General features: G+C 73.5%; 19 protein-coding genes and 2 pseudogenes. 12 read left to right on the top strand and 9 right to left on the bottom strand.

Annotation, left to right across the window (positions count from 1 at the left end; genetic code table 11):
• Nucleotides 1-122 precede the first annotated feature (122 nt).
• Nucleotides 123-719: pseudogene (locus GA0070623_RS11195) on the top strand (murein hydrolase activator EnvC family protein); the annotation flags it as partial.
• A 114-nt stretch (nucleotides 720-833) separates the two neighbouring features.
• Here GA0070623_RS11195 and GA0070623_RS11190 read toward each other — a convergent pair.
• From GA0070623_RS11190 to GA0070623_RS11160, 7 genes are all read right to left on the bottom strand, one after another.
• A complete protein-coding gene (locus GA0070623_RS11190; protein ID WP_067307354.1) occupies nucleotides 834-2,015 on the bottom strand; it encodes an aminotransferase class V-fold PLP-dependent enzyme in 1,182 nt (393 codons plus the stop codon).
• 229 nt (nucleotides 2,016-2,244) lie between these two features.
• Complete coding sequence (locus tag GA0070623_RS11185; protein ID WP_067307357.1) at nucleotides 2,245-3,246, bottom strand: tyrosine recombinase XerC; 1,002 nt, start codon at nucleotides 3,244-3,246, stop codon at nucleotides 2,245-2,247.
• 202 nt (nucleotides 3,247-3,448) lie between these two features.
• A complete protein-coding gene (locus GA0070623_RS11180) occupies nucleotides 3,449-4,780 on the bottom strand; it encodes a serine hydrolase domain-containing protein (protein WP_231932749.1) in 1,332 nt (443 codons plus the stop codon).
• A gap of 53 nt (nucleotides 4,781-4,833) precedes the next feature.
• Nucleotides 4,834-6,018 (bottom strand): DNA-processing protein DprA, encoded by a 1,185-nt coding sequence (locus GA0070623_RS11175; RefSeq protein ID WP_231932748.1) that lies wholly within the window; start codon nucleotides 6,016-6,018, stop codon nucleotides 4,834-4,836.
• Nucleotides 6,015-7,535, bottom strand: a complete 1,521-nt coding sequence (locus tag GA0070623_RS11170) for a YifB family Mg chelatase-like AAA ATPase (protein WP_067307365.1) — start codon at nucleotides 7,533-7,535, stop codon at nucleotides 6,015-6,017. The genes GA0070623_RS11175 and GA0070623_RS11170 overlap by 4 nt, the downstream gene beginning before the upstream one ends.
• Complete coding sequence (locus GA0070623_RS11165) at nucleotides 7,532-7,714, bottom strand: hypothetical protein (protein WP_067307368.1); 183 nt, start codon at nucleotides 7,712-7,714, stop codon at nucleotides 7,532-7,534. The genes GA0070623_RS11170 and GA0070623_RS11165 overlap by 4 nt, the downstream gene beginning before the upstream one ends.
• Nucleotides 7,714-8,073 carry a YraN family protein gene (locus GA0070623_RS11160; protein ID WP_067307371.1) on the bottom strand — a complete coding sequence of 120 codons (360 nt, stop codon included), beginning with the start codon at nucleotides 8,071-8,073 and terminating at the stop codon, nucleotides 7,714-7,716. Before GA0070623_RS11160 ends, GA0070623_RS11165 begins: the two co-directional genes overlap by 1 nt.
• Nucleotides 8,074-8,307: 234 nt before the next feature.
• Between GA0070623_RS11160 and GA0070623_RS11155 the strand changes: the two genes are divergently transcribed.
• The 8 genes from GA0070623_RS11155 (at nucleotide 8,308) to GA0070623_RS11120 (ending at nucleotide 17,640) form a co-directional block, all read left to right on the top strand.
• Nucleotides 8,308-9,468, top strand: a complete 1,161-nt coding sequence (locus GA0070623_RS11155; RefSeq protein ID WP_407937976.1) for a hypothetical protein — start codon at nucleotides 8,308-8,310, stop codon at nucleotides 9,466-9,468.
• Between the two features lie 521 nt (nucleotides 9,469-9,989).
• The gene (rpsB, locus tag GA0070623_RS11150) at nucleotides 9,990-10,871 is read left to right on the top strand and encodes a 30S ribosomal protein S2 (protein ID WP_067314457.1); all 882 of its coding nucleotides are present in this window, start codon (nucleotides 9,990-9,992) and stop codon (nucleotides 10,869-10,871) included.
• A gap of 130 nt (nucleotides 10,872-11,001) precedes the next feature.
• Nucleotides 11,002-11,829 carry a translation elongation factor Ts gene (tsf, locus tag GA0070623_RS11145; RefSeq protein ID WP_067314455.1) on the top strand — a complete coding sequence of 276 codons (828 nt, stop codon included), beginning with the start codon at nucleotides 11,002-11,004 and terminating at the stop codon, nucleotides 11,827-11,829.
• Nucleotides 11,830-11,996: 167 nt separating this feature from the next.
• Nucleotides 11,997-12,764 carry a UMP kinase gene (gene pyrH, locus GA0070623_RS11140; RefSeq protein ID WP_067314453.1) on the top strand — a complete coding sequence of 256 codons (768 nt, stop codon included), beginning with the start codon at nucleotides 11,997-11,999 and terminating at the stop codon, nucleotides 12,762-12,764.
• 86 nt (nucleotides 12,765-12,850) lie between these two features.
• A complete protein-coding gene (gene frr, locus GA0070623_RS11135; protein WP_067314448.1) occupies nucleotides 12,851-13,408 on the top strand; it encodes a ribosome recycling factor in 558 nt (185 codons plus the stop codon).
• Between the two features lie 326 nt (nucleotides 13,409-13,734).
• Entirely contained in the window at nucleotides 13,735-15,132 is a 1,398-nt protein-coding gene (locus tag GA0070623_RS11130; RefSeq protein WP_084261578.1) for a phosphatidate cytidylyltransferase, read from the top strand.
• Between the two features lie 104 nt (nucleotides 15,133-15,236).
• Nucleotides 15,237-16,388: a 23S rRNA (adenine(2503)-C(2))-methyltransferase RlmN gene (rlmN, locus tag GA0070623_RS11125; protein WP_067314443.1), complete on the top strand. Its 1,152-nt coding sequence runs from the start codon at nucleotides 15,237-15,239 to the stop codon at nucleotides 16,386-16,388.
• A 22-nt stretch (nucleotides 16,389-16,410) separates the two neighbouring features.
• On the top strand, nucleotides 16,411-17,640 hold the full coding sequence (locus GA0070623_RS11120) for a DivIVA domain-containing protein (protein WP_067314440.1): 1,230 nt from the start codon (nucleotides 16,411-16,413) through the stop codon (nucleotides 17,638-17,640).
• A gap of 157 nt (nucleotides 17,641-17,797) precedes the next feature.
• On the opposite strand, the gene GA0070623_RS11115 is transcribed toward GA0070623_RS11120, so the two are convergent.
• On the bottom strand, nucleotides 17,798-18,019 hold the full coding sequence (locus GA0070623_RS11115) for a DUF2631 domain-containing protein (RefSeq protein ID WP_084261577.1): 222 nt from the start codon (nucleotides 18,017-18,019) through the stop codon (nucleotides 17,798-17,800).
• Nucleotides 18,020-18,310: 291 nt separating this feature from the next.
• Here GA0070623_RS11115 and GA0070623_RS11110 point away from each other — a divergent pair, with 291 nt between their 5' ends.
• Both GA0070623_RS11110 and GA0070623_RS11105 read left to right on the top strand, forming a co-directional pair.
• Nucleotides 18,311-19,867 carry a Rieske 2Fe-2S domain-containing protein gene (locus GA0070623_RS11110; protein ID WP_089004006.1) on the top strand — a complete coding sequence of 519 codons (1,557 nt, stop codon included), beginning with the start codon at nucleotides 18,311-18,313 and terminating at the stop codon, nucleotides 19,865-19,867.
• A gap of 174 nt (nucleotides 19,868-20,041) precedes the next feature.
• Complete coding sequence (locus tag GA0070623_RS11105) at nucleotides 20,042-20,794, top strand: TMEM175 family protein (RefSeq protein ID WP_084261444.1); 753 nt, start codon at nucleotides 20,042-20,044, stop codon at nucleotides 20,792-20,794.
• 77 nt (nucleotides 20,795-20,871) lie between these two features.
• Here GA0070623_RS11105 and GA0070623_RS11100 read toward each other — a convergent pair whose 3' ends face one another.
• Entirely contained in the window at nucleotides 20,872-22,473 is a 1,602-nt protein-coding gene (locus GA0070623_RS11100; RefSeq protein ID WP_067311451.1) for a phytoene desaturase family protein, read from the bottom strand.
• A gap of 648 nt (nucleotides 22,474-23,121) precedes the next feature.
• Here GA0070623_RS11100 and GA0070623_RS11095 point away from each other — a divergent pair.
• Nucleotides 23,122-25,200: pseudogene (locus tag GA0070623_RS11095) on the top strand (MMPL family transporter); the annotation flags it as partial.
• Nucleotides 25,201-25,214 lie beyond the last annotated feature (14 nt).

Here is a 25,214-nt window from a genome sequence, read left to right as displayed (position 1 = left end):
GCTCCGTCCGGGTTTTCGTGGCCGTCCAGCGCCGGGTCAGGACCGGGGCGGCATAGCAGATCGACGGGCCGGGCGGGGGTTTTCCCCAACCGGCCCCGTCGTCCACAGCGGACGACCGGTCCGTGGCGTCGGCCCGGCGGTCCCGCCATGCTGCGGTGATGCGTACAGGACTGCGGCGGGTGGTGGCGCTCGGGGCCGCCGGGATCGTGTTCGGTTCGCCCTGGCCCGCCGGGATCGTGTCTGCCCCGCCCCCGCCTGCCGGGCGGGTCACCCCACCCCCGTCCGCCCGGGCACCGGTGTTCCGGTGGCCGCTCGACGGTCCACCTCGGCCGGTGCGCCGGTTCGACCCGCCACCGCGACCGTGGCTCGCCGGTCACCGGGGCGTGGACCTCGCCGCCGCGTCCGGTGCCACCGTCCGGTCGGCCGGTGCCGGCACGGTGCTCTTCGCCGGTATGGTCGCCGGCCGACCGGTGGTCACCGTCGGCCACCCCGGCGGCCTGCGGACCACCTACGAGCCGGTCCGCCCCGTGGCGCGTCCGGGTGACGTGGTGGTGGCCGGCGCACCGCTGGGAGCCCTGTTGACCGGGCATCCGGGCTGCCCCCCGCTGGGAACCCCCGTCCCGACCGGAAGCTGCCTGCACTGGGGGGTGCGGCGGGGTCCGGACTACCTGGATCCACTGGCCCTGCTCGGCCTCGGCCCGGTCCGCCTGCTCCCGGTGGGGTGGCCGGTCAGCCCCGATCAGCCTTCGGTCAGCCCCGGTCGGCCTCGGCCAGCCTTGGCCGGTCTGCGTCCAGCATCCGGCCAGCCCTGGCTGGCCTTCGGCCGGACCCGGTCAGCGCTCAGCCAGCAGCGCCGGCAGTCGGGCGGCCAGCCGTTCGTACTCGTCGGCGGTGTTGTATACCTGGCCGCAGAGCCGTAGCCACCCCAGGCCGTGCCAGGCCATCACCGACACCTCGGTGGCGAGCCGATCGGCGATCCGGGTGCGTAGGGCACCCGCCTCCTCCAGGGTGCCGGCGATCCCCGGTGGCAGCGGCACGATCCGCATCGCCACCCCCGGCCCGCCCGGGTCGGGCAGGTCGGCCGGCGGCACCCCGAGGGCCGCCCCGACCACCCGCTGCCCGTACGCCGCGAGCGCGGCATTGTGCGCGCGGACCCGCTCTACGCCGAGGCTGCGGAGCGTGTAGAGGCCGGCCGGGGCGCTCAGCCAGCCGGTGTAGTCGAGGGTGGCCTGCCACTCGACGTTGCCCGGGAAACCGCTCGCCTGCTGCCAGGACACCACCAACGGCTCGATCCGCTCCCGCCACGGCGGGGCGACCACCAGCACTGCGGTGCCGCGTGGGGCGAACCCCCACTTGTGCAGGTTGCCCACCCAGAAGTCGGCCCCGATCGCGTCCACCTGGACCGGCAGCATCCCGGGCACGTGTGCGGCGTCCACCAGGACGGGAACACCGTGCTCCCGGGCCACGGCCACCAGCGCGGCGACCGGCAGCACCCGGGCGGTGGCCGAGGTGAGCTGGTCGACCAGGAGCAGTCGGGTCCGCCCCGGGCGGATCCCGGCCCGGACGATCTCCACGATCTGTGCGTCGCTGGCTGCCCGGGGCAGGTGCAGGGAACGGGTCGTGGCGCCGGTCCGCCGGCACTCCCGTGCCACCGAGAGGTTCACCGCGCCATACCCGTGGTCGGTGCCGAGCACCTCGTCGTCGGGGCGCAGACCGAGTGACTGGAGGGCCACGGCCACCCCCGTGGTGGTGTTCCCGACCAGGGCGGTGCCCTCCGGGTCGGCGCCGAGGAAGGCGGCCAGGTGCCGCCGGGTGTGGGCGAGCCGGTCGATCAGCGCCTGGCCGAAGAAGCGCTGCGGGTTCGCCTCCATCTCGTCGCGCAGCCGTTGCTGGGTCCGCTGCACCCCGAGCGGCACCGCGCCGAACGCCCCGTGGTTGAGATAGCTGACCGAGGGGTCGAGGGTGAAGAGCAGTCGTGCCCCGGGAATCGGCTCGGGTGGCGGCGGGACGCTCATGCGGTGATGGTAGCCGGCAATGATCGCCGGCCCACCCGGTCGTCCGTAGGCGGCCGTGGCCGGTCGGCGGCCGTGTTGCACGGCTGTGTCGCACGACCAAGCTCGGTCGGCGGTGGCGGTCGGTGGGTGTGGTGGCCGGTCGGCGTGACGGCCGGTCGGCGGTGGCGGTCGGTCGGTGGGGTGGCCGGTTGGTGGAGTGGCCGGTGGAGGCCCGGCCCGTCCCGGCAGGTCAGGCGCGGGGGTGGGCCTGACGGTAGGCGGCGCGCAGCCGCTCCATCGACACGTGGGTGTAGATCTGGGTGCTCGCCAGAGACGCGTGCCCCAGCAGCTCCTGCACCGCCCGCAGGTCCGCACCGCCGTCGAGCAGGTGGGTGGCTGCCGAGTGACGCAGCCCGTGCGGGCTGGTCGGGGGCAGCCCGGCGGTCCGGGCGTAACCGGCGACGATCCGCCGGGCCATCGTGGGATGCAGCCGGCCACCCCGGGCACCGAGGAACAGCGCCCGGTCGGAGGCCGACCCGGCCAAGTCGGGCCGACCCACCGCCAGCCACCGGTCGATCGCCCGCTGGGCCGGCAGCCCGTACGGGACCGTCCGCTCCCGGTTGCCCTTACCGAGGACCCGGATCACCCGGCGTTCGTGGTCGACGTCCGGGACGTCCAGTCCACAGACCTCACTGATCCGCGTGCCGGTCGCGTAGAGGATTTCGAGCAACGCCCGGTCCCGTAACAGGACCGCCCCGGTCACCGCGTCCGCCTCCGGCCGTGGCACCGGGAGTCCGGCATCGTCTGGTGCGGGAGTTCCGCCGCCGCCGGGTGCCTCGACGAGGGCGGCGGCCTGGTCGGCGCGGAGCACCACCGGCAGCTCCCGACGCGTCTTCGGGGTGGCCAGCGGGGCGGCGACGTCGGTGGCCAGCAGACCGGACCGGTGTGCCCATCCGCTGAACGTCCGCGCCGCGGCGGCCCGACGTGCCGACGAGCTGTGCGCCGCGCCGGTCGTCCGTTGCTTCGCCAGCCAGCTGCGCAGGATGCCCAGCTCCAGGTCGGCGGGCTCCGTGCAGCCCATCCGCACGGCGTGGTCGAGCAGCGAGACCAGGTCGGCGACGTACGCCCGGACGGTGTGCGCGGACCGGTTGCGTAGCTGGGCGAGGTGGCTGGCGAACTCGTCCACCGCGTCCCGCATGGCCGGCGGCAACGCCTGGTGGGTGACCCGGGTGCCCGTACCGCGTCGACTCATCGTCCCGCCCCCGCCTTGGTCGACCGGCGACGGCATCCTCGGCGGGTCGGCGGTAGCCGCAGGGGGCTCGAGCGGTCGTCCGGGGGCACCGGCCCAGTTTACGGACGCCGACGGGCAGGTGTTGTCTGCCGCGTCGGCGGCACCGTCGCGTGCCGGCCGCAGCGTCGGCAAGGAATCCGGTCGCCACCCGCCGTCGGGCGGGTCAGGCGAAGGTGTCGGCCACGGCTACCCGGGCCGGATCGGGGTCGGCCCAGCTCCAGTTCGGATGCGCGCGGTTGGTGAGCAGGACCAGCACCCGGCGTCGGTCGGGTTGGACCAGGAACGAGGTGCCGGTGAACCCGGTGTGCCCGAACGTGGTGGGCCGGGAGTGCCGGCCCATGAACCAGGGCTGGTGGAGCACCACTCCGAGGCCGTGGTCGGAGGTGCGCCCCGGCCGGTCCGGGTCGACCGCGGGTAGGCCGGTGTTGGCATTGCGCAGCATCCGGGCGACGGTGCTCTGGGCGAGGATCCGCTTCCCGCCGTAGCTGCCACCGTCGAGCAGCAGTTGCCCGATCACCGCCACCTCCTCGGCGGGGGCGAAGATCCCGGCGTGGCCGGCGACGCCGCCCAGGTGGTTGGCGACGTCGTCGTGCACCACACCCCGGAGCAGACCCCGGGAGGAGCGGGCGTCGGTGGCGACCAGCCGGTTGGCCCGGTCGGTCGCACCGAGCCAGGTGTTGGGGTTGAACCCGGTGTAGCGCAGCCCCAGCGGGGCGGTCAGGTGGGTCTTCAGCGCCCGGTCGAGGCCGAGCCCGGTAACCTTCTCGACGATCTTCCCGGCCACCATCAGGCCGACGCTGGAGTAGCGGAACACGGTGCCCGGGATGGCGCCGTTGACCAGCGGTGTGGTCAGCACCGCACGCCAGCGCTCCGCCATCGTCGGGTAGCCGGTCACCTTGGCCCCGACCGGCAGGCCGCTGGTGTGGGCCAGCAGCATCGCGACGGTGACGGCGGACTTGCCGGTGCCGGTGAACTCGGGAAGGTAGCGGACCACCGGCGCGTCCAGGTCGATCCGGCCGGCGTCGACCTGTTGCAGGGTGAGGATCGCGGTGTAGACCTTGGTGAGCGAGGCCAGGTCGAAGATCGAGTCGGGGCGCATGGCGACCCGCTTCGCGGCGGGCAGCAGGACCGGACCGGCGTCGTAGCGCAGCGCCTCACCGACCGCCAGGTGGTCGGTCGGCTCGCCGTCGGTCGTCGCCAGCACCACCGCCCCGGCGTACGTCGGGTGCTTCGGGTTCTCGGAGGTCGGCTGGAGGTAGCGCTGGAGCGCCATGGTGAGAGTGCGCGGCTTCGCGGCAGCGGTGGGGGCGGTGCCCCGGACCGCCGCCCCCGGCCGACCCGCCGCGGCGGCGCCCTGGCCGCCCGGTGCACCGTCGCCCGCTGCGGCGGTGGCCCAGGAGCCGGCCGACCCGGTGGGCGGGCTCGCGGCGCAGCCGGCCACCCCGAGGGCGGTTGCGAGCCCGAGACCGAGAACGGAACGCCGGGGAATCGACACGGCAGTGATCATCGCATCCGGATCTGCCCTGGAGGTCGTCGGCCCGCCCGCGCTCAGGCGTGACCGTGGGACGGCTGCGGACGGGTGAGGGCGTAGCCGTCGTCCCGGCGGGTCACCAGGCCCAACTCCTCCAGCAGGGCGAGTTTGCGCAACGCCGTCCGGACCGGCACCCCGGCCCGAGCGGCCAGCGCGTCCGCGCTGATCACGCCCCGGCGGGGCATCGACTCGCGCAGCAGGGCCGCGTCGTCGTCGAGGACGTCCGTCGGGCGCTCCTCGCCCCGGGCGGGCGGGGCCAGATCGGACCCGATCCGACCCACCTCCTCGAGGACGTGCGCGAGCCCGGTGACGAGCCGGGCGTCACGGTATTCCCGGAGCAACTCGTGTGCGCCGACGGACAGCGCCGAGGTGACCGGACCGGGCACCACCATCGCCGGTCGGCGCAGGGCTACCGCCCGGTGCATGGTCTGGGCCGCGCCGCTGCGCGCCGCCGCCTCCACCAGCACGCTGCCCCGGGTGCCGGCGGCGATCACCCGGTTACGGATCAGGAAGCGGGGACGTAGCGGCTCGGCCCCCGGCAGCCACTCGCTGATCAGCAACCCCGTCTCGGCGATCCGGTCGAAGAGGGCGGAGTTGCCCATCGGGTAGGGGCGGTCCACGCCACAGGCGAGCACCGCCACCGTCACGCCACCGGCGTTCAACGCGCCCCGGTGGGCGGCGGCGTCGATGCCGAACGCACCCCCGGAGACCACCGTCCACTCGCGGTCGGCCAGGCCGTACCCGAGTTCGGTGGCGACGTGCACGCCGTACCCGGTGGCGGCCCGTGCCCCGACCACGGCGACCGAACGGTCCAGCACCTCGGCCAACGGCCACCCGCCGCGGACCCAGAGGCAGAGCGGTGGGGCGGTCTCCCGGTCGACCTTCCGGCTCGCTCCGGGCAACACCAGCCGGGCCAGGTCGCCCAGCGCGACGGGCCACTCGTCGTCCGCCGGGGAGACGATCCGCGCGCCGAGCCGGTCGGTGAGCGCCACCGCCTCGGCGGCCACCGCCCGCGGGTCACCCGCGGGTAACCGGGCCGCCACCGCCGCCCGCAGCGTCTCGTCCGGGGCACCGCCGTCGAGCAGGAGCTGCAGTGTGGCGACCGGCCCCAGCCGGTCCACCAGTCGGTGCACCGACCGGGTGCCCGGCTCGGCGAGCCAGGTCAGCGCCACCCGGGCGTGCAGGTCCTCGGTGCCGGTCACGCTTCCTCCCCTGTCCTGAGTCCGGTGGCCTCCCGGACGTCCTCCCGATCGGGCCTGGTCCGGCCGTCGAGATCGGCGATCGTCCAGGCGAGCCGAATGATCCGATCGAAGCCCCGGGCCGACAGCGAACCCCGGTCGAGCCGTCCCCGCAGTTCGGCGGTGGTCTGGGCGGCGAGCCGCCACGGTGGCCGGCGGAGCAGCGGGCCGGACACCTCCGCGTTGAGCCGGTAACCGACCGGTGCCCACCGCTCGGCGGCGGCCCGGCGGGCCAGCGCCACCCGGGCGGCGACCGTCGCCGACGGCTCGCCGTCCGGGTCGGTGCCCATCAACTCGGCCGCCCGTACCGGCAGCACCCTGATCTGCACGTCGATCCGGTCCAGCAGCGGACCGGAGAGCCGGCCGAGATAGCGTCGCCGCGCCAACGGACTGCACTCGCAGAGCGTGTCGCCGCCGGGCCGGGCACAGGGGCAGGGGTTGGCGGCCAGCACCAGCTGCACGCGGGCGGGGTAGCGGGTGCCGCCCCTGGCTCTGGCCAGGTGGACGTAACCGCTCTCCAGCGGCTGCCGTAGCGCCTCCAGGGCGCCCTTGCTGAACTCGGCGGCCTCGTCGAGAAAGAGCACCCCCCGATGGGCCAGCGACAACGCGCCCGGTCGGGCCAGCCCTGAGCCGCCACCGACCAGTGCCGGCACGGTGGCCGAGTGGTGCGGGGCCTGGAACGGCGGCCGGCGCAGCAGCCGACCGTCCGGCGGCAGCGTGCCGGCGATCGAGTGCAGCGCGGTGACCTCCAACGCGTCCTCGTCGTCGAGTTCCGGCAGGATCGACGGCAACCGTTCGGCGAGCATGGTCTTGCCGGCCCCGGGCGGCCCCAGCAGCGAGAGGTGGTGCCCTCCGGCTGCCGCCACCTCCAACGCCCGCCGGCCCAGTGCCTGCCCGGCGATGTCGGCGAGATCCGGCCCGGACGACGCCTCGACGGGCAGGGCCGGCGGCGGCTCCAGCAGGGGAGTCCCGTCCCGGACGAAGGCGACGAGCCGGTGCAGGGTGTCCACGGCGCGAACCCGTACCCCGGGGACCACCGCCGCCTCCGCGGCGTTGCCCGCCGGCACCACCACCCGGCCCAGGCCGGCGCGGGCGGCGGCGGCCACCATCGGCAGCACCCCCCGGATCGGCCGGACCGTGCCGTCGAGCCCCAACTCGCCCAGTACCACCACCCCCTCCACCGGTAGCAACGGCAACTCACCGGCGGCCCCGAGCAGGGCGACCGCAATGGCCAGGTCGAACGCCGAACCGCGCTTGGGAAGCGTGGCCGGCAGCAGGTTGAGGGTGATCCGGCGGTTCGGCCAGCGCTGGCCGGAGTTGACCACGGCGGCGCGGACCCGGTCCCGCGCCTCGTGCAGCGCGGTGTCCGGCAGGCCCGAGATGATCACCGCCGGCAACCCGGGGGAGAGGTCCGCCTCGACCTCGACCAGGTGGCCGGTGACCCCGACCAGACCGACCGCGAGCACCTTGGCGTAGCTCACCGCGACGCCCCCTCCGGCAGGCCCCGGACCGGCCGGGCGTCGGTGGTCGGCAGGCTGTCGGCCACCGGCAGGGCGTCGGTGGCCGGGACGGTGGCCGGCAGGGTATCGGTGGCCGGCAGGGTGCCGGTGGTCGTGAGGGTGTGGATCGCCGGGTCGCCGGGCGACAGGTCGGCGGTCATCAGAAGGCTCCCTTGACGTGCTCGACCCGGGCCGGCCCGGCCTGCGGCAACCGGACCGACAGGACGTCGAAGCGCACCTCGTCGGCGGTGGTCCCGGTCTCGGCCAGCCAGCGGGCGGCGAGCCCGCGCAACCGTCGGGCCTTGGCCGGGACGACCGCCTCGGCGGGGCTGCCGTAGGCGTCACCCCGACGGGTCTTCACCTCGCAGAAGGCGAGTACCGGACCGTCCCAGGCGATGACGTCGATCTCCCCCTCCCGGCAGCGCCAGTTGCGGGCCACCGGGCGCAGCCCGGCCCCGATCAGGTGCTGCACGGCGCACCGTTCGCCGTACGCGCCAACCGCCTGGTTCCGCTTCGTCATGCCCGTCAGGCTGCCGGCGGGGCAGGGGGCGGCGCGACACCCGCCGGCACGGCTGTGGACGACGCGACGCCCTGTGGACGACCGGACGATCACGATGCCGGTGTGCTAAGGGAATCGGGAAAACCCCTGGTCCCAGGGGTGGTGAACACCCGTCCGAGATCCGTCCGATCGGTGCTGTCGGCTGGTCCGACCTGCGAATGGCGCGCGGCGGGTCGGTCGCATACGGTGCCGGACGTGGACGCACGACGGAGCTACCCCGAAGATCAGGAGTCACGCTGGTACCCGGCCGGCGGGGAACGCGCATACGACGACTCGGACTGGCGGACGGCGAGCGGCGTACGCCGACGGGACGACGGGCTGCGCACTCCGGACCAGCGCGCCGCCGAGGAGGGCCGGTACGCCGAGGCGAACCGCTTCGACTCGGGACGTTTCGACACAGCCGACCCGTTGGGTGACGGTGGCGGCGACAGCACCGGATACCGGCCGACCCGCTCCCGCCGGGAAGACCCGGAGGTCTCCGGCGAGCTGCCCACCGACCGGGTGGGTCGTCGCGCCGCCCGGGAGGCCGCCACCAGCGGCGTCGGCCCCCTGGGTGACGGCGGTACGGGCACCCCCGGCCGGGGTGTCGGTGACAGCGGGGTGGGTCTGCTCGGCGGTGCCGTGGGGCGCGGTGTCGGTGACAGCGGGGTGGGTCCGCTGGGCGGTGCCGTGGGGCGCGGTGTCGGTGACACCGGTACTGGTCGGCTGGGCGGCACCGGCACGGGACGGGGTGTCGGTGACACCGGCACGGGTCGGCTGGGCAGCACCGGCACCGGTCGCCTCGCCGGGGGCGACAGCGGCACCGGTCGGTTCACCGCCGACTCCGGCGTCCTGGGCGTCAGCGGTGTCGGCCCGTTGACCGGGGGTGCCTCCGAGCCCGCCGATCCGGTCCGGCCGGCGGCGTTGGGCGGCTATCCGATCATCGAGCCCCACCGGCCGGCGGAGCCCTCCCCGTTGGAGGTGCCGACCGGCCCGATGGCCCCGGTCACGCCCCGGCGGGACGCAGCGACCGGCACCGACGGTGCGTACCGGACGGGTGGACCGGCCTCCGACGGCGTCTACCGGACCCGGCGGCCGGTGCTGGCGGTGCTGCTGGGACTGCTGGTCCTGGTCTTCGAGATCCCGGCGCTGCGGGTGCTGCTGCACGGCCTCACCGGCGACCCGGTCCCGGTGTCGCACGTCGTCGTGGGGACCTTGCTGGTGGTCGGGCTGCCGATCTTCGCCGGCGGCCTGTACGGGCTGCGGGCCGGTGGTCTGGCGATGACCGACGGCGACCGGGGCTGGCTGCGCCCGCCGACCGCCTACCTCACCGTGGGGCTGGTGCTCTTCCTCGCCGCCGCCCTCGCAGCCCGCTGACCCGCCACCGCGTCCACCCCGGCCCACCGGTCCCGCCCGGGCGGGCACCTGCCCGGGCGGGCACCTGCCCGGGCGGGCACCTGCCCGGGCGGGCACCTGCCCGGGCGGGCACCTGCCCGGGCGGGCACCTGCCCGGGCGGGCACCTGCCCGGGCGGGCACCTGCCCGGGCGGGCACCTGCCCGGGCGGGCACCTGCCCGGGCGGGGAACGCGGACCCGGGAGCGAGCACCCGCGCCGACGGGGGAGCGAGCGTCCGTGCCGACGGGGAGAGCGCGGTGTCGACCGGAGGGGCGGGATGCGGGCGTGTACCCCGAGGTGGGGTGGAGGGGCGGAGGCGTACACTGTTCTCTTGGCGACCGCCTTGCGCGGTCGACCTCGCGTGCCTTCTCCACGTTTCGTCGTGGGGCGACGGCCTCCCTGGTCCCGATCTCCTTCGGGCCCACCATGGCCGGCGACCAGGCGCCAGGACGCCCGGCCACCGGCCGGGCGTGACAACCAGGGATCTTGAGGAGTACCCCACCATGGCCGTCGTGACCATGCGTCAGCTGCTGGAGAGCGGTGTCCACTTCGGGCACCAGACCCGGCGCTGGAACCCGAAGATGAAGCGCTTCATCATGACCGAGCGCAACGGCATCTACATCATCGACCTGCGCCAGACCCTCGACTACATCGAGAAGGCGTACGACTTCGTGCGCAACACGGTGGCCGAGGGCGGCAGCATCCTGTTCGTCGGCACCAAGAAGCAGGCTCAGGAGGCCATCTCCGAGCAGGCCACCCGGGTCGGTCAGCCGTACGTCAACCACCGCTGGCTCGGTGGCATGCTGACCAACTTCCAGACGGTGTACAAGCGGCTGCAGCGGATGAAGGAGCTGGAGGCGCTGGGTGACCTGACCGGCACCGCCGCCGGCTACACCAAGAAGGAGACCCTTCAGCTGTTCCGCGAGAAGACCAAGCTCACCAAGACCCTCGGTGGTCTGCGGGACATGCAGAAGCTCCCGGCCGCGGTCTGGATCGTCGACACCAAGAAGGAGCACATCGCCGTCGACGAGGCCCGCAAGCTGGGCATCCCGGTGATCGCGGTGCTGGACACCAACTGCGACCCCGACGAGGTCGACTTCCCGATCCCGGGCAACGACGACGCGATCCGCTCCGCCGAGCTGCTGACCAAGGTCGTGGCCGCCGCCGTGGCCGACGGTCTGATCGCCCGGTCCGGCCGGCGTCGTGGTGGCGACGAGAAGCCGGAGGGCCAGGTCGGCACCGACGAGCCGCTGACCGAGTGGGAGCGCGAGCTGCTCGAGCCGAAGAAGGCCGAGGAGCCGGCTGCCGCCGAGACGCCGGCCGCCGCCGCCGAGCAGCCCGCCGCCACCACCACCGAGCAGCCGGCCACCGCCGCCGCCGAGTGACCGCGCCGCCGCATCCCGCCGCCGGTTCGGGCGGCGGGATGCGGCGGTCACTGCCGGGCAGCTCCGGCCCCGGGCCGGGGGTCCGGCACCTCAGACCACCCACCGCAGTCTCAACACCGAAGAGAGAGTCATGTCCAACTTCACCGCCGCGGACGTCAAGAAGCTCCGCGACCTCACCGGCGCCGGCATGATGGACTGCAAGAAGGCGCTCACCGAGGCTGAGGGCGACTTCGACAAGGCCGTCGAGATCCTGCGCGTCAAGGGCGCCAAGGACGTCGGCAAGCGGGCCGGCCGGACCGCCGCCAACGGCCTCGTCGCGCACTCCGGCAAGGCGCTGCTGGAACTCAACTGCGAGACCGACTTCGTGGCCAAGACCGACGCGTTCATCGCGCTGGCCCAGCAGCTCGTCGAGCACGGTGAGCGCAGCGGCGTCGGCACCGCCGAGGAGCTGCTCGCCACCGAGCTGGACGGCAAGACCGTCGCCGACGTGGTCCAGGAGCAGTCCGCCAAGATCGGCGAGAAGCTGGTGCTCAACCGGTTCGCCAAGCTCGACGGCACCGTCGCGGTCTACCTGCACCGCAAGAGCCAGGACCTGCCGCCGGCCGTCGGCGTGCTGGTGGAGTACACCGGCAAGTCCGACGAGGCCGCCGACGCCGACGCCCGGGGCACCGCCATGCAGATCGCCGCGATGCGGCCGAAGTACGTCACCCGCGACGAGGTGCCGGCCGAGGTCGTCGAGTCCGAGCGGCGGATCGCCGAGCAGACCGCCCGCGAGGAGAACAAGCCCGAGGCGGCGCTGCCGAAGATCGTCGAGGGCCGGGTGAACGCCTTCTTCAAGGACTACGTCCTGATCGAGCAGGCGTCGGTCTCCGACAACAAGAAGACCGTCAAGCAGGCGCTGGCCGAGGCCGGCATCGAGGTGACCCGCTTCGTCCGGTTCGAGGTCGGCCAGGCCTGAGCCGCCACCGCCCGGCGCGTGACCCGCGCCGGGCGGCACGCAACGTCGACGAGGAGGCCGCCGGTGTACGCGACAGGCACCGCGGCCTCCTCGTCACATAGGGTCGGCAACGGGCAGGTACGCGGTGACGCGGCGCGGTCGACGTGCACGCGGGAGGGGCGGGGCGGATGACGCAGGTTGTGAACGACCGGAGCCTGGAGGCGGACGACCCGACGGCACCGCCGCCCGGCCGGGCCCGTCGGGTGGTGCTGAAGCTCTCCGGCGAGGTCTTCGGCGGTGGGGCGATCGGTGTCGACCCGGACGTCGTGCAGGCCATCGCCCGGCAGATCGCCACCGTGGTACGTCGCGGCGTGCAGGTCTCCGTGGTGGTCGGCGGCGGCAACTTCTTCCGCGGCGCGGAGTTGCAGAAGCGTGGCATGGACCGGGCCCGCGCCGACTACATGGGCATGCTGGGCACCGTGATGAACTGCCTGGCGCTGCAGGACTTCCTGGAGAAGGAGGGCATCGAGACGCGGGTGCAGAGCGCGATCACGATGGCCCAGGTCGCCGAGCCGTACATTCCGCTGCGGGCGATCCGGCACCTGGAGAAGGGACGCGTGGTCATCTTCGGCGCGGGTGCCGGGATGCCGTACTTCTCCACCGACACGGTGGCCGCCCAGCGGGCACTGGAGATCCGCGCCGACGTGGTGCTGATGAGCAAGAACGGCGTGGACGGCGTCTACACCGCCGATCCGCGGATCGACCCGGCCGCCAGCAAGTTCGAGTCGATCACCTTCTCCGAGGTGCTGCAACGCAATCTGCGGGTGGCCGATGCGGCGGCGTTCAGCCTGTGCATGGAGAACGGGTTGCCGATGCTGGTCTTCGGCGCGCAGGGCGAGGACACGATCATCCGTGCCGTCGGCGGCGACAAGATCGGTACGCTGATCACCGCCTGACCGTTTCCGCCGGCCACCACTGCGGTCCTCCGTACCAGAGCAGCAGCTTCAGCCACGACGAGCAACAGAAGGAGGCGAGGAGACCGGTGATCGACGACACCCTCCTCGAGGCCGAGGAAAAGATGGAGCGTGCGGTCGAGCACGCCAAGGAGGAGTTTGGCGCGATCCGTACCGGCCGCGCCAACGCCACCATGTTCTCCAAGGTCATCATCGACTACTACGGCACGCCCACCCCGCTGCCCCAGATGGCTTCCATCGGGGTGCCCGAGCCGCGCATGGTCATCATCAAGCCGTACGACAACTCGCAGATCAACGCCATGGAGCGGGCGATCCGCGACTCCGACCTCGGGGTGAACCCGAACAACGAGGGCAACCAGCTCCGCATCCTGCTCCCGCAGATGACCGAGGAGCGTCGCCGCGAGATGATCAAGGTGGCCCGGAACAAGGGCGAAGAGGCCAAGGTGGCGGTCCGCAACATCCGCCGCAAGGGCAAGGAAGAGCTGGACCGGCTGGTCAAGGACGGCGAGGTCGGTGAGGACGACGGCCGTCGCGCCGAGAAGGAACTGGACGACCTGACCCAGCGTTACGTCGCCACCGTGGACGAGCTGCTCAAGCACAAGGAGTCGGAGCTGCTCGAGGTCTGACCCGGCTGCCACGGCACCGGCGTGCCGCCGCCCCCGGGCGGCGCGACGCCGTTGCCGTCGCCGGTCGGCCGGGGGCCCGGACGGCACCGCAGCCGACGGGCCGGGGCAGCCGGCGTGGCCGGCACGGCCGACGTACGCCGTGCCCGGAGGGCCGGTGCAGTAGGCTCGGCACGATTCCCGGCCACCGCCCGGTGAACGGCGGGGATCGACCGGCCGTCGGGTCGGTCAACCGGAGTAGTCACGCGGGTACCGGAGTAGTCACGCGGGTAGGGGATGGTTGTGGTCTTGCGTCATGTGGTGGAACTCGTACCGTCGTCCGGTGCGTGATGTCCCACCCCGACCCCTACGGCAGCGCCGAGCCCCGCGGCTGGGACCGGCCCGACCGTCCACCAGCACTGCCCTGGCCGGAACGCGGGGAGGTCGAGCCGTGGTCCCCCCGGCCGGCCGGCCCCGAGATGTCCGCCGCACCGCAGGCCCCGCCCCGCCCGCCCGTGCGCCGGCACGACGAGCCGAACGGCGGGCCGTACGACGTACCGGCCGGTGACCGGCTCGGCGGTGATCGGCTCGCGGGCCTGGCCCCGCCGCTGTCCGGCCGGGCCGCCCCGCACTCGCCGCCCCCGGTACGCGACGACGACGCGCCGACCGCGCAGCTGACCCCGGTACGCGCCGACGACGCGCCGACCGGGCACCGCACTGCGGTCCGCGACGACGAGGCTACGGCCGGGCACCTCGCTCCGGTGCGCGACGACGACGCGCCGACCGCGCAGCTCGCCCCGGTGCGGGACGAGGACCGGATGGTCCCCGGGGCCGCCGACGTCGACCCGGCGGCACCGCCGGCACCCGGCCGGCGCACGCCCGGCCGCCGACGGGCCGGCCCCGACCGGCCGGCGACCCAACTGCCGTCGACCGGCCGGGCCGGGCGTAACCTCCCGGCCGCCATCGGGGTCGGGCTCGGGCTCGGGGCGTTGGTCCTGGTGCCGCTCTTCTTCTTCCTCCCCGGGTTCCTGGCCGTGCTGGCCGGCGCGATCGGGGTGGGCATCTGGGAGATGGCCCGCGCGGTCCGGCGCAGTGGCGCCCATCCGCCGCTGGTGCCGCTGCTCGCCGGGGGCGTCCTCACCATCGGGTTGGCCTGGTTCGCCGGGCCGGACGCGCTCAGCCTGGGTCTGCTGGTCACCGTGCTGGGCACGATGGTCTGGCGGCTGGGTGACGGCCCGGCCGGTTTCCAGCGGGACCTCACCGCGGCCACCCTGATCGCGGTCTACGTGCCGTTCCTGGGCGGTTTCGCGGCGATGCTCGCGGCGGCCCCGGGCGACGGTCACCTACGCGTGCTGGTCACCGTGGTCGGCGTGGTGCTCTCCGACACCGGTGGGTACGCCGCCGGGGTGACGTTCGGCAAGCACCCGATGGCCCCCCGGATCAGCCCGAAGAAGTCCTGGGAGGGGTTCGCCGGCTCGGTCGCCGCCGCGGCCCTGGGCAGCGCCCTGCTGATCTGGCTGCTCTTTGACGTGGCCCCCTGGTGGGGCGCGCTGTTCGGGGTGGCGGTCTCCGGCGCGGCGGTGCTGGGCGACCTCGCCGAGTCGATGATCAAGCGGGATCTCGGGGTGAAGGACATGAGCAGCCTGCTGCCCGGCCACGGCGGTCTGATGGACCGGCTGGACTCGATCCTGTTCGCCGTACCCACCGCCTACCTGCTGTTGGCGGTCCTCGTGCCGGTGGTGGGCTGACGGATGGCCCACGCCGTGCCACCCGGGTGTCTTCCCTGGTGTGAGCCGATTCGGCACCTCCGGACGGGCAGGTTCGGCGGGCGGCGTGACAGACTGGACCAGCCATGACGAGCCTACCTGTGATCCCCGTTGACCCTGACGCCCCCGGTCGCCGCCCGGCGATGCCGCCCCGGCACCTCGCCGACCTGGATCTGCCGGGTCGGCAGGCGCTCGTCACCGAGCTGGGCGAGCCGGCCTTCCGGGCCAAGCAGGTTTCCCACCACTACTTCGGCCGGTTGGTCCGGGATCCGGCCGGGATGACCGACCTGCCGGCCGCCACCCGGGACCGGCTGGCGGGTGCGCTGCTGCCCCGGCTGCTCACTCCGGTACGCGAGCTGGCCTGCGACGACGGCGCCACCCGCAAGGCGCTCTGGCGGTTGCACGACGGTTCGCTGGTGGAGAGCGTGCTGATGGGTTACCCGGACCGGGTCACCGTCTGTATCTCCAGTCAGGCGGGCTGCGGTATGGCCTGCCCGTTCTGCGCCACCGGCCAGGCCGGGCTGACCCGTAACCTCTCCACCGCCGAGATCGTCGACCAGGCGGTCTACCTCGCCGGGGTCGCCGCCTCGGGGGTGGTGGCCGGGTCGCCGCCCCGACTGTCGCACGTCGTGTTCATGGGCATGGGCGAGCCGTTGGCCAACTACTCCCGGGTCGTCGCGGCGATCCGCCGCCTGGTCGCGCCGGCCCCCGAGGGCCTGGGGTTGTCGCAGCGTCACGTCACCGTCTCCACGGTGGGTCTGGTGCCGGCCATCCGCCGACTGGCCAGCGAAGACCTGTCGGTGACCCTTGCGTTGTCGCTGCACGCGCCCGATGATGAGCTGCGCGACGAACTCGTGCCGGTCAACCAGCGCTGGAAGGTAGCCGAGGTGCTGGACGCAGCGTGGGACTACGCGGCGACGACGGGGCGCCGGGTGTCGATCGAGTACGCGATGATCAAAGACGTGAACGATCAGCCGTGGCGGGCCGACCTGCTCGGACGCCTGCTGGCCGGGAGGTCGGCGCACGTCAACCTCATCCCGCTCAATCCGACGCCGGGTAGCCGCTGGGACGCCAGCGCCAAGCCGGTGGAGCGGGAGTTCGTCAGACGATTGCGGGAGTCCGGCGTCTCCACCACGGTGCGTGACACCCGGGGTCGCGAGATCGACGGTGCGTGCGGTCAGTTGGCTGCCGCGGTGGACAGTGACATCGAAGCGCCGCGCGGGCGCGACCGGGCGTAGCGGTACGAGACCAGGAGACATAGTGGCGAGTCAGGGTCAGCGTTTCCGGCGTAAGGCGCTCCGCCGGGGCTACAAGGTCGACGAGGTCGACGCCTTCCTGGACCGGGTGGAGGCGACCCTCGCCGGTCAGCCGGTCGGCGCTCCCGTGGCCTCCCAGGAAGTCCACGACGTGGTCTTCCGGGTCCGTTTCAACGGTTACGACGAGTGGCAGGTCGACCTCCACCTGGACCGGGTGGAGCGGCAGCTGGCCGAGCTGGAGGAGCGCAGCGCCCCGACTGGCCGGGGCGCCGACCCGCGCGGTGTGGACCGGCTCGCCCCGTCGATGCGCGACGACCACCGGGGCGTACCATCCGCGCCACCGCCGATGCCGCCCCGTGCCATGCCGGCCCAGCCCGGCCCGCCGGACCGTTTCGGCAGCCGCTACGACGAGCCGACCGGTGCCTTCGCCGGTGGGTACGACGCCCCGCGCGGCGGGTACGACTCGCCGCGAGGCCAGGTGGGGCCGGGGCCCGGTGGGCCGATGGGTCCTGGCCCGGGTGGGCCGATGGGGCATGGTGGGCCGATGGGTCCTGGCCCGGGTGGGCCGATGGGGCACGGCGGCCCGCCGCCGCGTGGCCTGCCGGCCGGACCGGGTAGTGGCTACGGTCCTCCGGACGAGCAGCGTTTCGACGGCTTCGAGGCGGGCCGGCACGGTCGTGCGGACATGACCGCCGAGATCCGGATGCCCGAGCGGGACCGGATGCTGGAACGCGACCGGATGCCCGAGCGGGACCGGATGCCCGAGCGCGACCGCATGTTGGAGCGGGACCGGATGCCCGAGCGCGACCGGATGCTGGAACGCGACCGCATGCCGGAACGGGACCGGATGCCCGAGCGGGATCCGCGGGAACTGCGTGGCCGTGGCCCGGCCGGGCCACCGCCGCTGCCGCAGCAGCCGCTGGGTGGTCCGCCGCCGCTGGCCGGCCCGCCGATGGTGGGTCCGCCGATGGCCGGCCCGCCCGGCAGTGAGCTGTACCGGGTCGACCAGATCCGTCGCAGCTTCCAGGTGCGCCGCTTCGGCAGCGGATACGACCCCGACCAGGTGGACCGGTTCTTCGAGAGCCTGCTCGGCGGCATGCAGGGTCGCAACCAGATGCCGGTCAACCCGAAGGACCTGGACACGCTGCGCTTCGGGCTGGTGCCCGGTGGCTACTTCGAGGCCGAGGTCGACGCCGCGCTCAAGGACGTGCAGGACATCCTCTTCGGCCGCTGACCACCAGGGGCCGGAGCCGCCGTGTGACCACCGACGGCCGCGGCGCTGCTGCCGGTGCGGGTGCCGGGTCCTGCCGTGGAGCGTCGGTCGAGGGTCGAGGGCGACGAAGGCCCGCCCCGGACCGGGGCGGGCCTTCACACGTCGGTGGGGCGGTCCGTCAGGAGCGCAGCCCGCTGCGGCGCAGCACGGCGTCGCCGACGACGATCGCCAGCAGCAGCACGGCCAGGCCGACCAGCCAGATGTCCTCGACCTTGCCCTCGTGGTTGCCGCACAGCATCGCCAACAGCGCCAGCGCGGAGACCACCGCGCCGATCCGTCCGGCCTTGCGGTGTCCGGGCCTGTGCTGATCTGGCGCGGTTACCGGCTCGCTTCCTGCCACTGTCGGTCCTTCCCTCGCGATCGGAACTCCGGTTAGTCTGGCACGCCCTGCCCTGCGCCCGGTGCGGGGTCCGCCCTGCTGGGGCACGGCTGACCGGGGCGGGTGCGGCGGGCCGGGGGTGAGCGCGGCGGATCCGGCGGGCGCGATGGGCCGGGACGGCCCCGGGCTGCGGGCCGAAGGACCCCTTCGCGGTGGGGCGGATCGGCTCTACCGGCGTCGCGGGCCGTCGACCACACTGCCTCCGGTAGCGTTCGGACGTACACCTTGATTGTCGGTTTGAGGGGGACTGCGGTGCGAGTGACCGGTACGGGACATGCCAGCATGCGGATCGACACGGCTGCGGGCAGCATCCTGTGCGACCCGTGGGTCAATCCGGCCTACTTCGCCTCCTGGTTCCCGTTCCCCGACAACTCCCTGCTCGACTGGGAGTCCCTGGGCCAGGTCGACTACCTGTACGTGTCGCACCTGCACCGGGACCACTTCGACGCCAAGCACCTGCGCGACTTCGTCTCGAAGGACGCCACCGTGCTGCTGCCCGAGTTCCCCACCTCGGAGATGGAGGACGAGCTGCGGGCGCTGGGCTTCACGAAGTTCCTGCGGGCGCCCAACGAGCAGGTGGTGGAGCTGGACGGCGGCCTGAAGATCATGATTCAGGCGTTGACCAGCCCGACCGACGGCCCGATCGGCGACTCGTCGCTCTGGGTGGAGTACGACGGGGTCCGGCTGCTCAACCAGAACGACGCCCGCCCGACCGACCTGACCGTCTTCGCCGAGCTGGGCCACGTGCACGCGCACCTGCTCCAGTTCTCCGGCGCGATCTGGTACCCGATGGTGTACGAGCTGCCGCAGGCGGCGAAGACCGCGTTCGGCAAGCAGAAGCGGGAGCGGCAGTTCGACCGGACCTGGCGCTACATCGACGACCTGAAGGCCGACCACGTCTTCCCGATCGCCGGCCCGCCGTGCTTCCTCGACGATGCGCTGTGGCAGTTCAACGACATCCACGGCGACGAGGGCAACATCTTCCCGGACCAGTCGGTGTTCCTGTCCGAGTACGCGAAGGTCGGCGGCACCAACGGCATCGTGCTGCTGCCGGGCAGCGTGGCCGAGGTGACCACCGTCGGGGCGACCACCACCCACCCGCAGCCGGTCGAGGAGTTCTTCGCGAACAAGAAGGCCCATCTGGAGGAGATGCGGGAGCGCAAGCGCCCGGTCATCGAGGCGGAGAAGGCGTCCTGGCGGCACCCCGAGGTCGACGTCCTGGCCGGGATGAAGAGCCGGATCGAGCCACTGCTCGACGAGTCGATCTACCTGGCCAAGGGGGTCGGCGGCCCGGTCCGCTTCGACCTGGTGGGCTACGACGGCGAGAGCGTCGAATCCATCGTGGTGGACTTCCCGGGCAAGCAGGTCCGGCCGTACGCCGACGAGAAGGTCCGGTACCGGTTCCGCACCGAGCGGGCGCTGATCGAGCACCTGCTGCACATCGGTGAGGTCGACTGGGTCAACTCCCTCTTCCTGTCCTGCCGCTTCTCGGCGGCCCGGATCGGCCAGTACAACGAGTTCGTGTACGCCTTCTTCAAGTGCCTGTCCACCGAGCGCCTCCAGTACGCCGAGGGCTGGTACGACGAGCACGAGCGCAGCACCGACGCGGAGGACATCACCCTGGGCGACTGGGTGGTGCAGCGCCGTTGCCCACACCTGAAGGCGGACCTGACCCGGTTCGGCATCGTCGACGGCGACCAGCTCACCTGCCAGCTGCACGGCTGGAAGTTCGACCTCCCCTCCGGCCGCTGCCTCACCAGCGTCGGCCACAAGATCCGCGCCGCCCGCACCCAAACCCCCACCCCCTAACCCCACCCCACCCCGTTCCCCTCCCTCTCCCCTCCCCCTCCCCCCTCCCTCCCCCCTCCCCACCCCCTCCCCTCCCCCCTCCCCACCCCCCTCCCCACCCCCGTTTCCGGCGATCATGGAGTTGTGGTGGGCCGTAAAGGCCCTGAACCGGTGCACACCGGGCACCACAACTCCATGATCGACACAGGCAGGGAGGGGTGGGGTGTGGAGGGCGGGGGAGAGGAGGGCGGGGTGGGGGTGGGTGGTGGGGCGGGGAAGGGGGAGGGGGAGGGGTATGAGTTTGGGCGGTGGCGGGAGAAGGAGCGGGACGCGTCGCGGGTGGAGGCGTTCAGCGACGCGGTGATCGCGATCGTGCTGACCCTGATGGCGGTGGAGCTGCTCCAACTCAGCCCGCAGCGGCCCGAGGGGCAGGAGCTGCCCGAGACGCTGTTCCACGAGTGGCCCGCCTACCTGGCGTACGTGATCACCTTCGTGATCGTGGGGCAGGTCTGGCTGACCCACCACAACATGTGGCGGTACGTGGTCAAGGTCGACCAGCTCCTGCTCGTCCTCAACCTGCTGCTGTTGCTGTTCGTGGCGGCCATTCCGTTCGCGGCCATCCTGCTCGCCGACAACCTGCGCGGCACCGTCGCCGACCAGCGGCTGACCGCCACGATCTACGTGGGCACGGTGCTCGGTGAGGCGCTGTTCTTCAACCTGAGCTGGTGGTGGGCCCGCCGCCGACGGCTACTCGACCCGGGGCTGGATCCCCGGTTGGCCCGAGCGGTGGCCCGCCGCTTCCTGCTCGGCCCGCTGCTCTACGTGGTGGCGTTCGGTATCTCCTTCGTCGACCCGGTGCTCAGCCTGGTGGCGTACTTCCTGCTGACCGGGCTCTATCTGATCCGTGGTCCGGGCGACCTGCCGTCGTCCCGCCCGGCCCGCGCCTGAGCAGGGGCGGCGAGCCGGACGGGAGAGGCGGGCGGGCCGGACCACCCCGGGGCAGGCGAGCGGGCCGGGGTGCGGGGTCAGCGGCCGAGGTCGGCGAGGACGCGCTGGGCGGCGTTGTGCCCGGCGGCGCCGATCACGCTGCCAGCGGGGTGGCAGCCGGCGCTGCCCGCGTACACGCCGTCGACGCCGGTGGCGTACGGCATCCGGTCGGTGAACGAGACGGTGTTGTCGACGTGGTGGATGTGTCCGCCGGTGATGCCGAAGTGCGCCTCGATGCCGGGCGGGGGCAGCGGCACCGCGTCGGCGATCAGGTCACCGGTGCCCGGGGCGTACCGTTCGCAGATCTCCACCAGGCGGGTGACGTAGCCGGGCAGCGCGGTGTCCCAGTCGGTGCCGGCCAGCGTGTAGGGGACCGACTGGACGAACAGCGCCGACGAGTGGTGCCCGGCCGGGTCGGACAGCGACGGGTCGACGGTGGTGTGCAGGTACCACTCGATGGTCGGCTCGTCGGGCAGCCGTCCGGCCTGCACGTCGGCCCACATCGCCCGCAGCGCCGCCATCGGCGACTCGCCGCCGGCCCCGACCAGCGACGCCGACCCGGGCAGCAGGTGGATGGTGGACCCGAACGGGCTGGGCGCGTCCGCCGGCAGGCAGGAGAAGCGGGGCAGCCCGGTCAGCGCCAGGTTCAGCTTGAGCGTGGTGCCGGGCCGGCGGACCGCCGTCATCCGCGCGCCCAGCTCCGCCGGCAGCGCGCCGTCGGGCACCAGCTCCATCAGCCGGTACGGGTCACACGCGCCGAGCACCACCTCGGCGGCGACCTCCCGACCGTCGGCGAGCCGGACGCCCGACGCCGCGCCCCCGGCCAGGGTGACGGCCTCGACCCGGGCACCGGTCAGGATGGTCGCCCCGGCCGACCGGGCGGCCTCGGCGAAGGTACGCGAGACGGTGCCCATCCCGCCCTCGGCGATCATCCAGGTGCCGTCCGCGCCGGGCAGCCGGCACATGTTGTGCACCAGGAAGTTGTGGCCGGTGCCAGGGTCGTCGGGGCCGGCGTTGAGGCCGGACAGCCCGTCGGTGACCGCGTACATGCTGACCAGCAGCTCGGAGCGGAAGTCGAAGCGGGCCAGGTAGTCGGCGACGGAACCACGCACCAGGTCGACGAAGACTTGTCGCAGCCCGGGACGGACGTACCGCTCGGCGGTCTGCTCCACCGGCAGCGGTTCGGCGAGCCAGGCCGGGGCGAGGTCCGCGCGGAGCTGCGCCAGTTCGGCCTGGAGCGCGTCGTCGGCGGCCACGTCGGCGGGGGAGAAGAACTCGGTGAGCTGCCGCCGGGTGGCGGCGGTGTCGCTGCCGAACAGCAGGTAGGGCGCTCCCGGCCCGCCCGGCGTGGGCAGAAAGTAGTGCGGGTCGCGGCGCAGCACGGGGATCCGCACGTCGAGCGCGGCGAGCAGCTCCGGTGGCATCAACCCGAGCAGGTACGACCCGGTGGAGTGGCGCAGCGCGGGCACCTTCGGGAACGGGTTCTCGGTGCGGGTGGCCCCGCCGATCACCTCCGCCGCCTCCAGCACCAGCACGTCCAGCCCGGCGCGGGCCAGCAGGACGGCGGAGACCAGCCCGTTGTGCCCTGCTCCGATGATCACGACGTCGGCGCGGGACGGCAGCGCACTCGCATCACTCATGCCTGCGCAGCCTAGTGCGGCGGGCGGCGTCCGTCTGCCGGCTCGACCCGGGTGATCCGGCTCGACTGGCTGGCCCGTGGCCGTCCGGCTGGCCCGTGGCCGTCCGGCTCGACGCTGGCGGTCCGGCTTGCCCGGGTGGTCCGGGTCGGCCGGTTGGTTCGTGGCCGTCCAGCTGGACCGTGGTCGTCCGGGTGCCGGCACCATCAGGCGCGGAACGCGGTATGCCTGTGCGGCATATTTATGCCCCACAGGCATACCGGTCGCCACGGGAAGTGGGCTCCCCCGCTCCGGCAGCCGGGAAGGCCGGGCCGGCCCGTCGAACGTGAACGGTTGTTGCGATAGTTGACGGCGATCCTGTGGGGCCGACGCCGGCCCCGTCGGTGGGCGGCCAGGTGCGGCCGGCGGGCGACGGCTTGACGGGTCGACGGCGCGACGGCGCGACGGGTCGGCGGGTCGGCGGGTCGGCGGCGCGACGGGTCGACGGCGCGACGGCTCGGCGGGTCCACGGGTCGGCGGCTCGGTGGCGCGGCGGGTCGGCGGCGCGACGGGTCGGCGGGTCCACGGGTCGGTGGGTCGGCGGCTTGACGGGTCGGTGGGTCGGTGGGTCCAGGGGTCGATGGTTCGGTGGGTTGACGAGGGGAGAGGTGGATGTTCGCCTGGTGGGGGCGGGTGGTGGTGCGCGCCCGGTGGGCGGTGCTGGCCGCCGCCGGGGTGCTGGTGGTCGTCGGGGCCACCTGGGGCAGCGGGGTGTTCGGAGAGCTGACCGGGGGCGGGTTCGACGACCCTTCCAGCGAGTCCAGCCGGACCGTGCAGCGGGTCACCGCCGAACTCGGCCGGCAGGGCGCGGACGTGATCGTGCTCTGGTCCAGCGACACCGCGTCCGTCGACGATCCGGAGTTCCGCGACCCGGTCAGAGTCACCGTGGCCGGGCTGCGCCAGCGGGCCGAGGTGGCCGAGGTGACCACCTGGTACGACGCCCCCGCGCCCGCGCTGGTCGCCGAGGACCGGCGGGCCACCTACGCGGTGGTCAAGCTGACCGGTGGCGACGAGGACGCCCGGTCGGCGCAGTTCGAGGGGCTGCGCCCTGCAATGGACGCGCCGGGGCTGCGGACCGACGTCGGCGGGCTGGTGGCGTTCCAGGCGGCGGCCACCACCCAGAGCACCGAGGACATCACCCGGGCCGAGCTGCTGTCCATGCCGGTGCTGTTGGTGCTGCTCGTGCTGATCTTCGGTGGACTGGTCGCCGCCGGCACGCCGTTGCTCGTCGGTGGGCTGGCCATCCTCGGCGCATTCGTGGCGGTACGCCTGGTCAACCTGGTCACCGACGTGTCGATCTTCGCGATCAACGTGATCACCCTGATCGGGCTCGGGATGGCGGTGGACTACGCGCTGTTCATCGTCAGCCGGTTCCGGGAGGAGTTGGCCGCCGGCCGGAGCACCACCGAGGCGATCCGGCGCACCATGCTCACCGCCGGCCGGACGGTCTTCGTCTCCGGGCTGACCGTCGCGCTGGCCATGGCCAGTTTGTTGATCTTCCCGCAGCCGTTCCTGCGGTCGATGGGCTTCGGCGGGATGGCCGCCGTGCTGATCGCCATGCTGGCCGCGCTCACCGTGCTGCCGGCCCTGCTGGTGGTACTCGGCCATCGGGTGGACGCGGTGCGCGTACCGCTGCCGTGGCGGCGTGGGACGACGGGTGCGCGGCCGGCGGCGGGTGACGCGGGCGGCGCCTGGGCCCGGATCGCGCGCAGCGTGATGCGCCGGCCGGTGCTCTACCTGGTGGGGGTCGCGGCGCTGCTCGCCGTGCTGGCCACCCCGTTCGCGCGGATCACCTTCGGCGGGGTCGACGAGCGGGTGCTGCCGGTGGACGCCGCGCCCCGGGTGGTCTCCGAGCGGATCGCCGCCGATTTTCCCGGCGGCACGATCGCCCCGGTCGAGGTGCTGGTCTCCGGCGCACCGGCCGACGCGGTACGCCCGTTCGCCGACCGGGTCGCGGCGCTGCCCGGGGTGACCGGGGTGCAGGTCACGGCGGCGAAGGGGGAGTCCACCCTGCTGTCGGTGAGCTACCCGGGGGAGCCGACCGGCGACGACGCCCGGGACCTGGTGCGGACGCTGCGGGACCTGCCCGGCCCGGCCGGGTCGGAGGTGCTGGTCGGCGGTCGGCCCGCCGCCGACGTGGACCTGCTGGACAGCCTCGGCGACCGGCTGCCGTGGATGGCCCTGCTGATGGCCGGTGCGACCCTGCTGCTGCTCTTCCTGGCCTTCGGCTCGGTGGTGCTGCCGGTCAAGGCGGTGCTGATGAACCTGCTGTCGATCGGCGCGTCGTTCGGCGTGGTGGTCTGGATCTTCCAGGACGGCCACCTGTCCGGCCCGCTCGGCTTCACCTCCACCGGGTTCATCGAGCCGAGCAACCTCATCCTCATGCTCGCGGTGCTGTTCGGGCTGGCCACCGACTACGAGGTGTTCCTGCTCTCCCGGGTCCGCGAGGAGTGGGACCGCACCGGCGACAACACCGCCTCGGTCGCCACCGGCCTGCAACGCACCGGGCGGATCATCACCGCCGCCGCGTTGCTGCTGATCATCGTGGTGGCGGGCTTCACCACCGGCGGGATGGCCTACATCAAGCTGATCGGCGTCGGCATGATCGTGGCGATCGTGGTGGACGCGACCCTGGTCCGGGCGCTGCTCGTGCCGGCCACCATGCGGCTGCTGGGCCGGTGGAACTGGTGGGCGCCGGCACCCCT

Source organism: Micromonospora rifamycinica (assembly GCF_900090265.1).
Classification (GTDB): Bacteria; Actinomycetota; Actinomycetes; order Mycobacteriales; family Micromonosporaceae; genus Micromonospora; species Micromonospora rifamycinica.
This window is presented reverse-complemented; position numbering and strand designations above follow the sequence as displayed.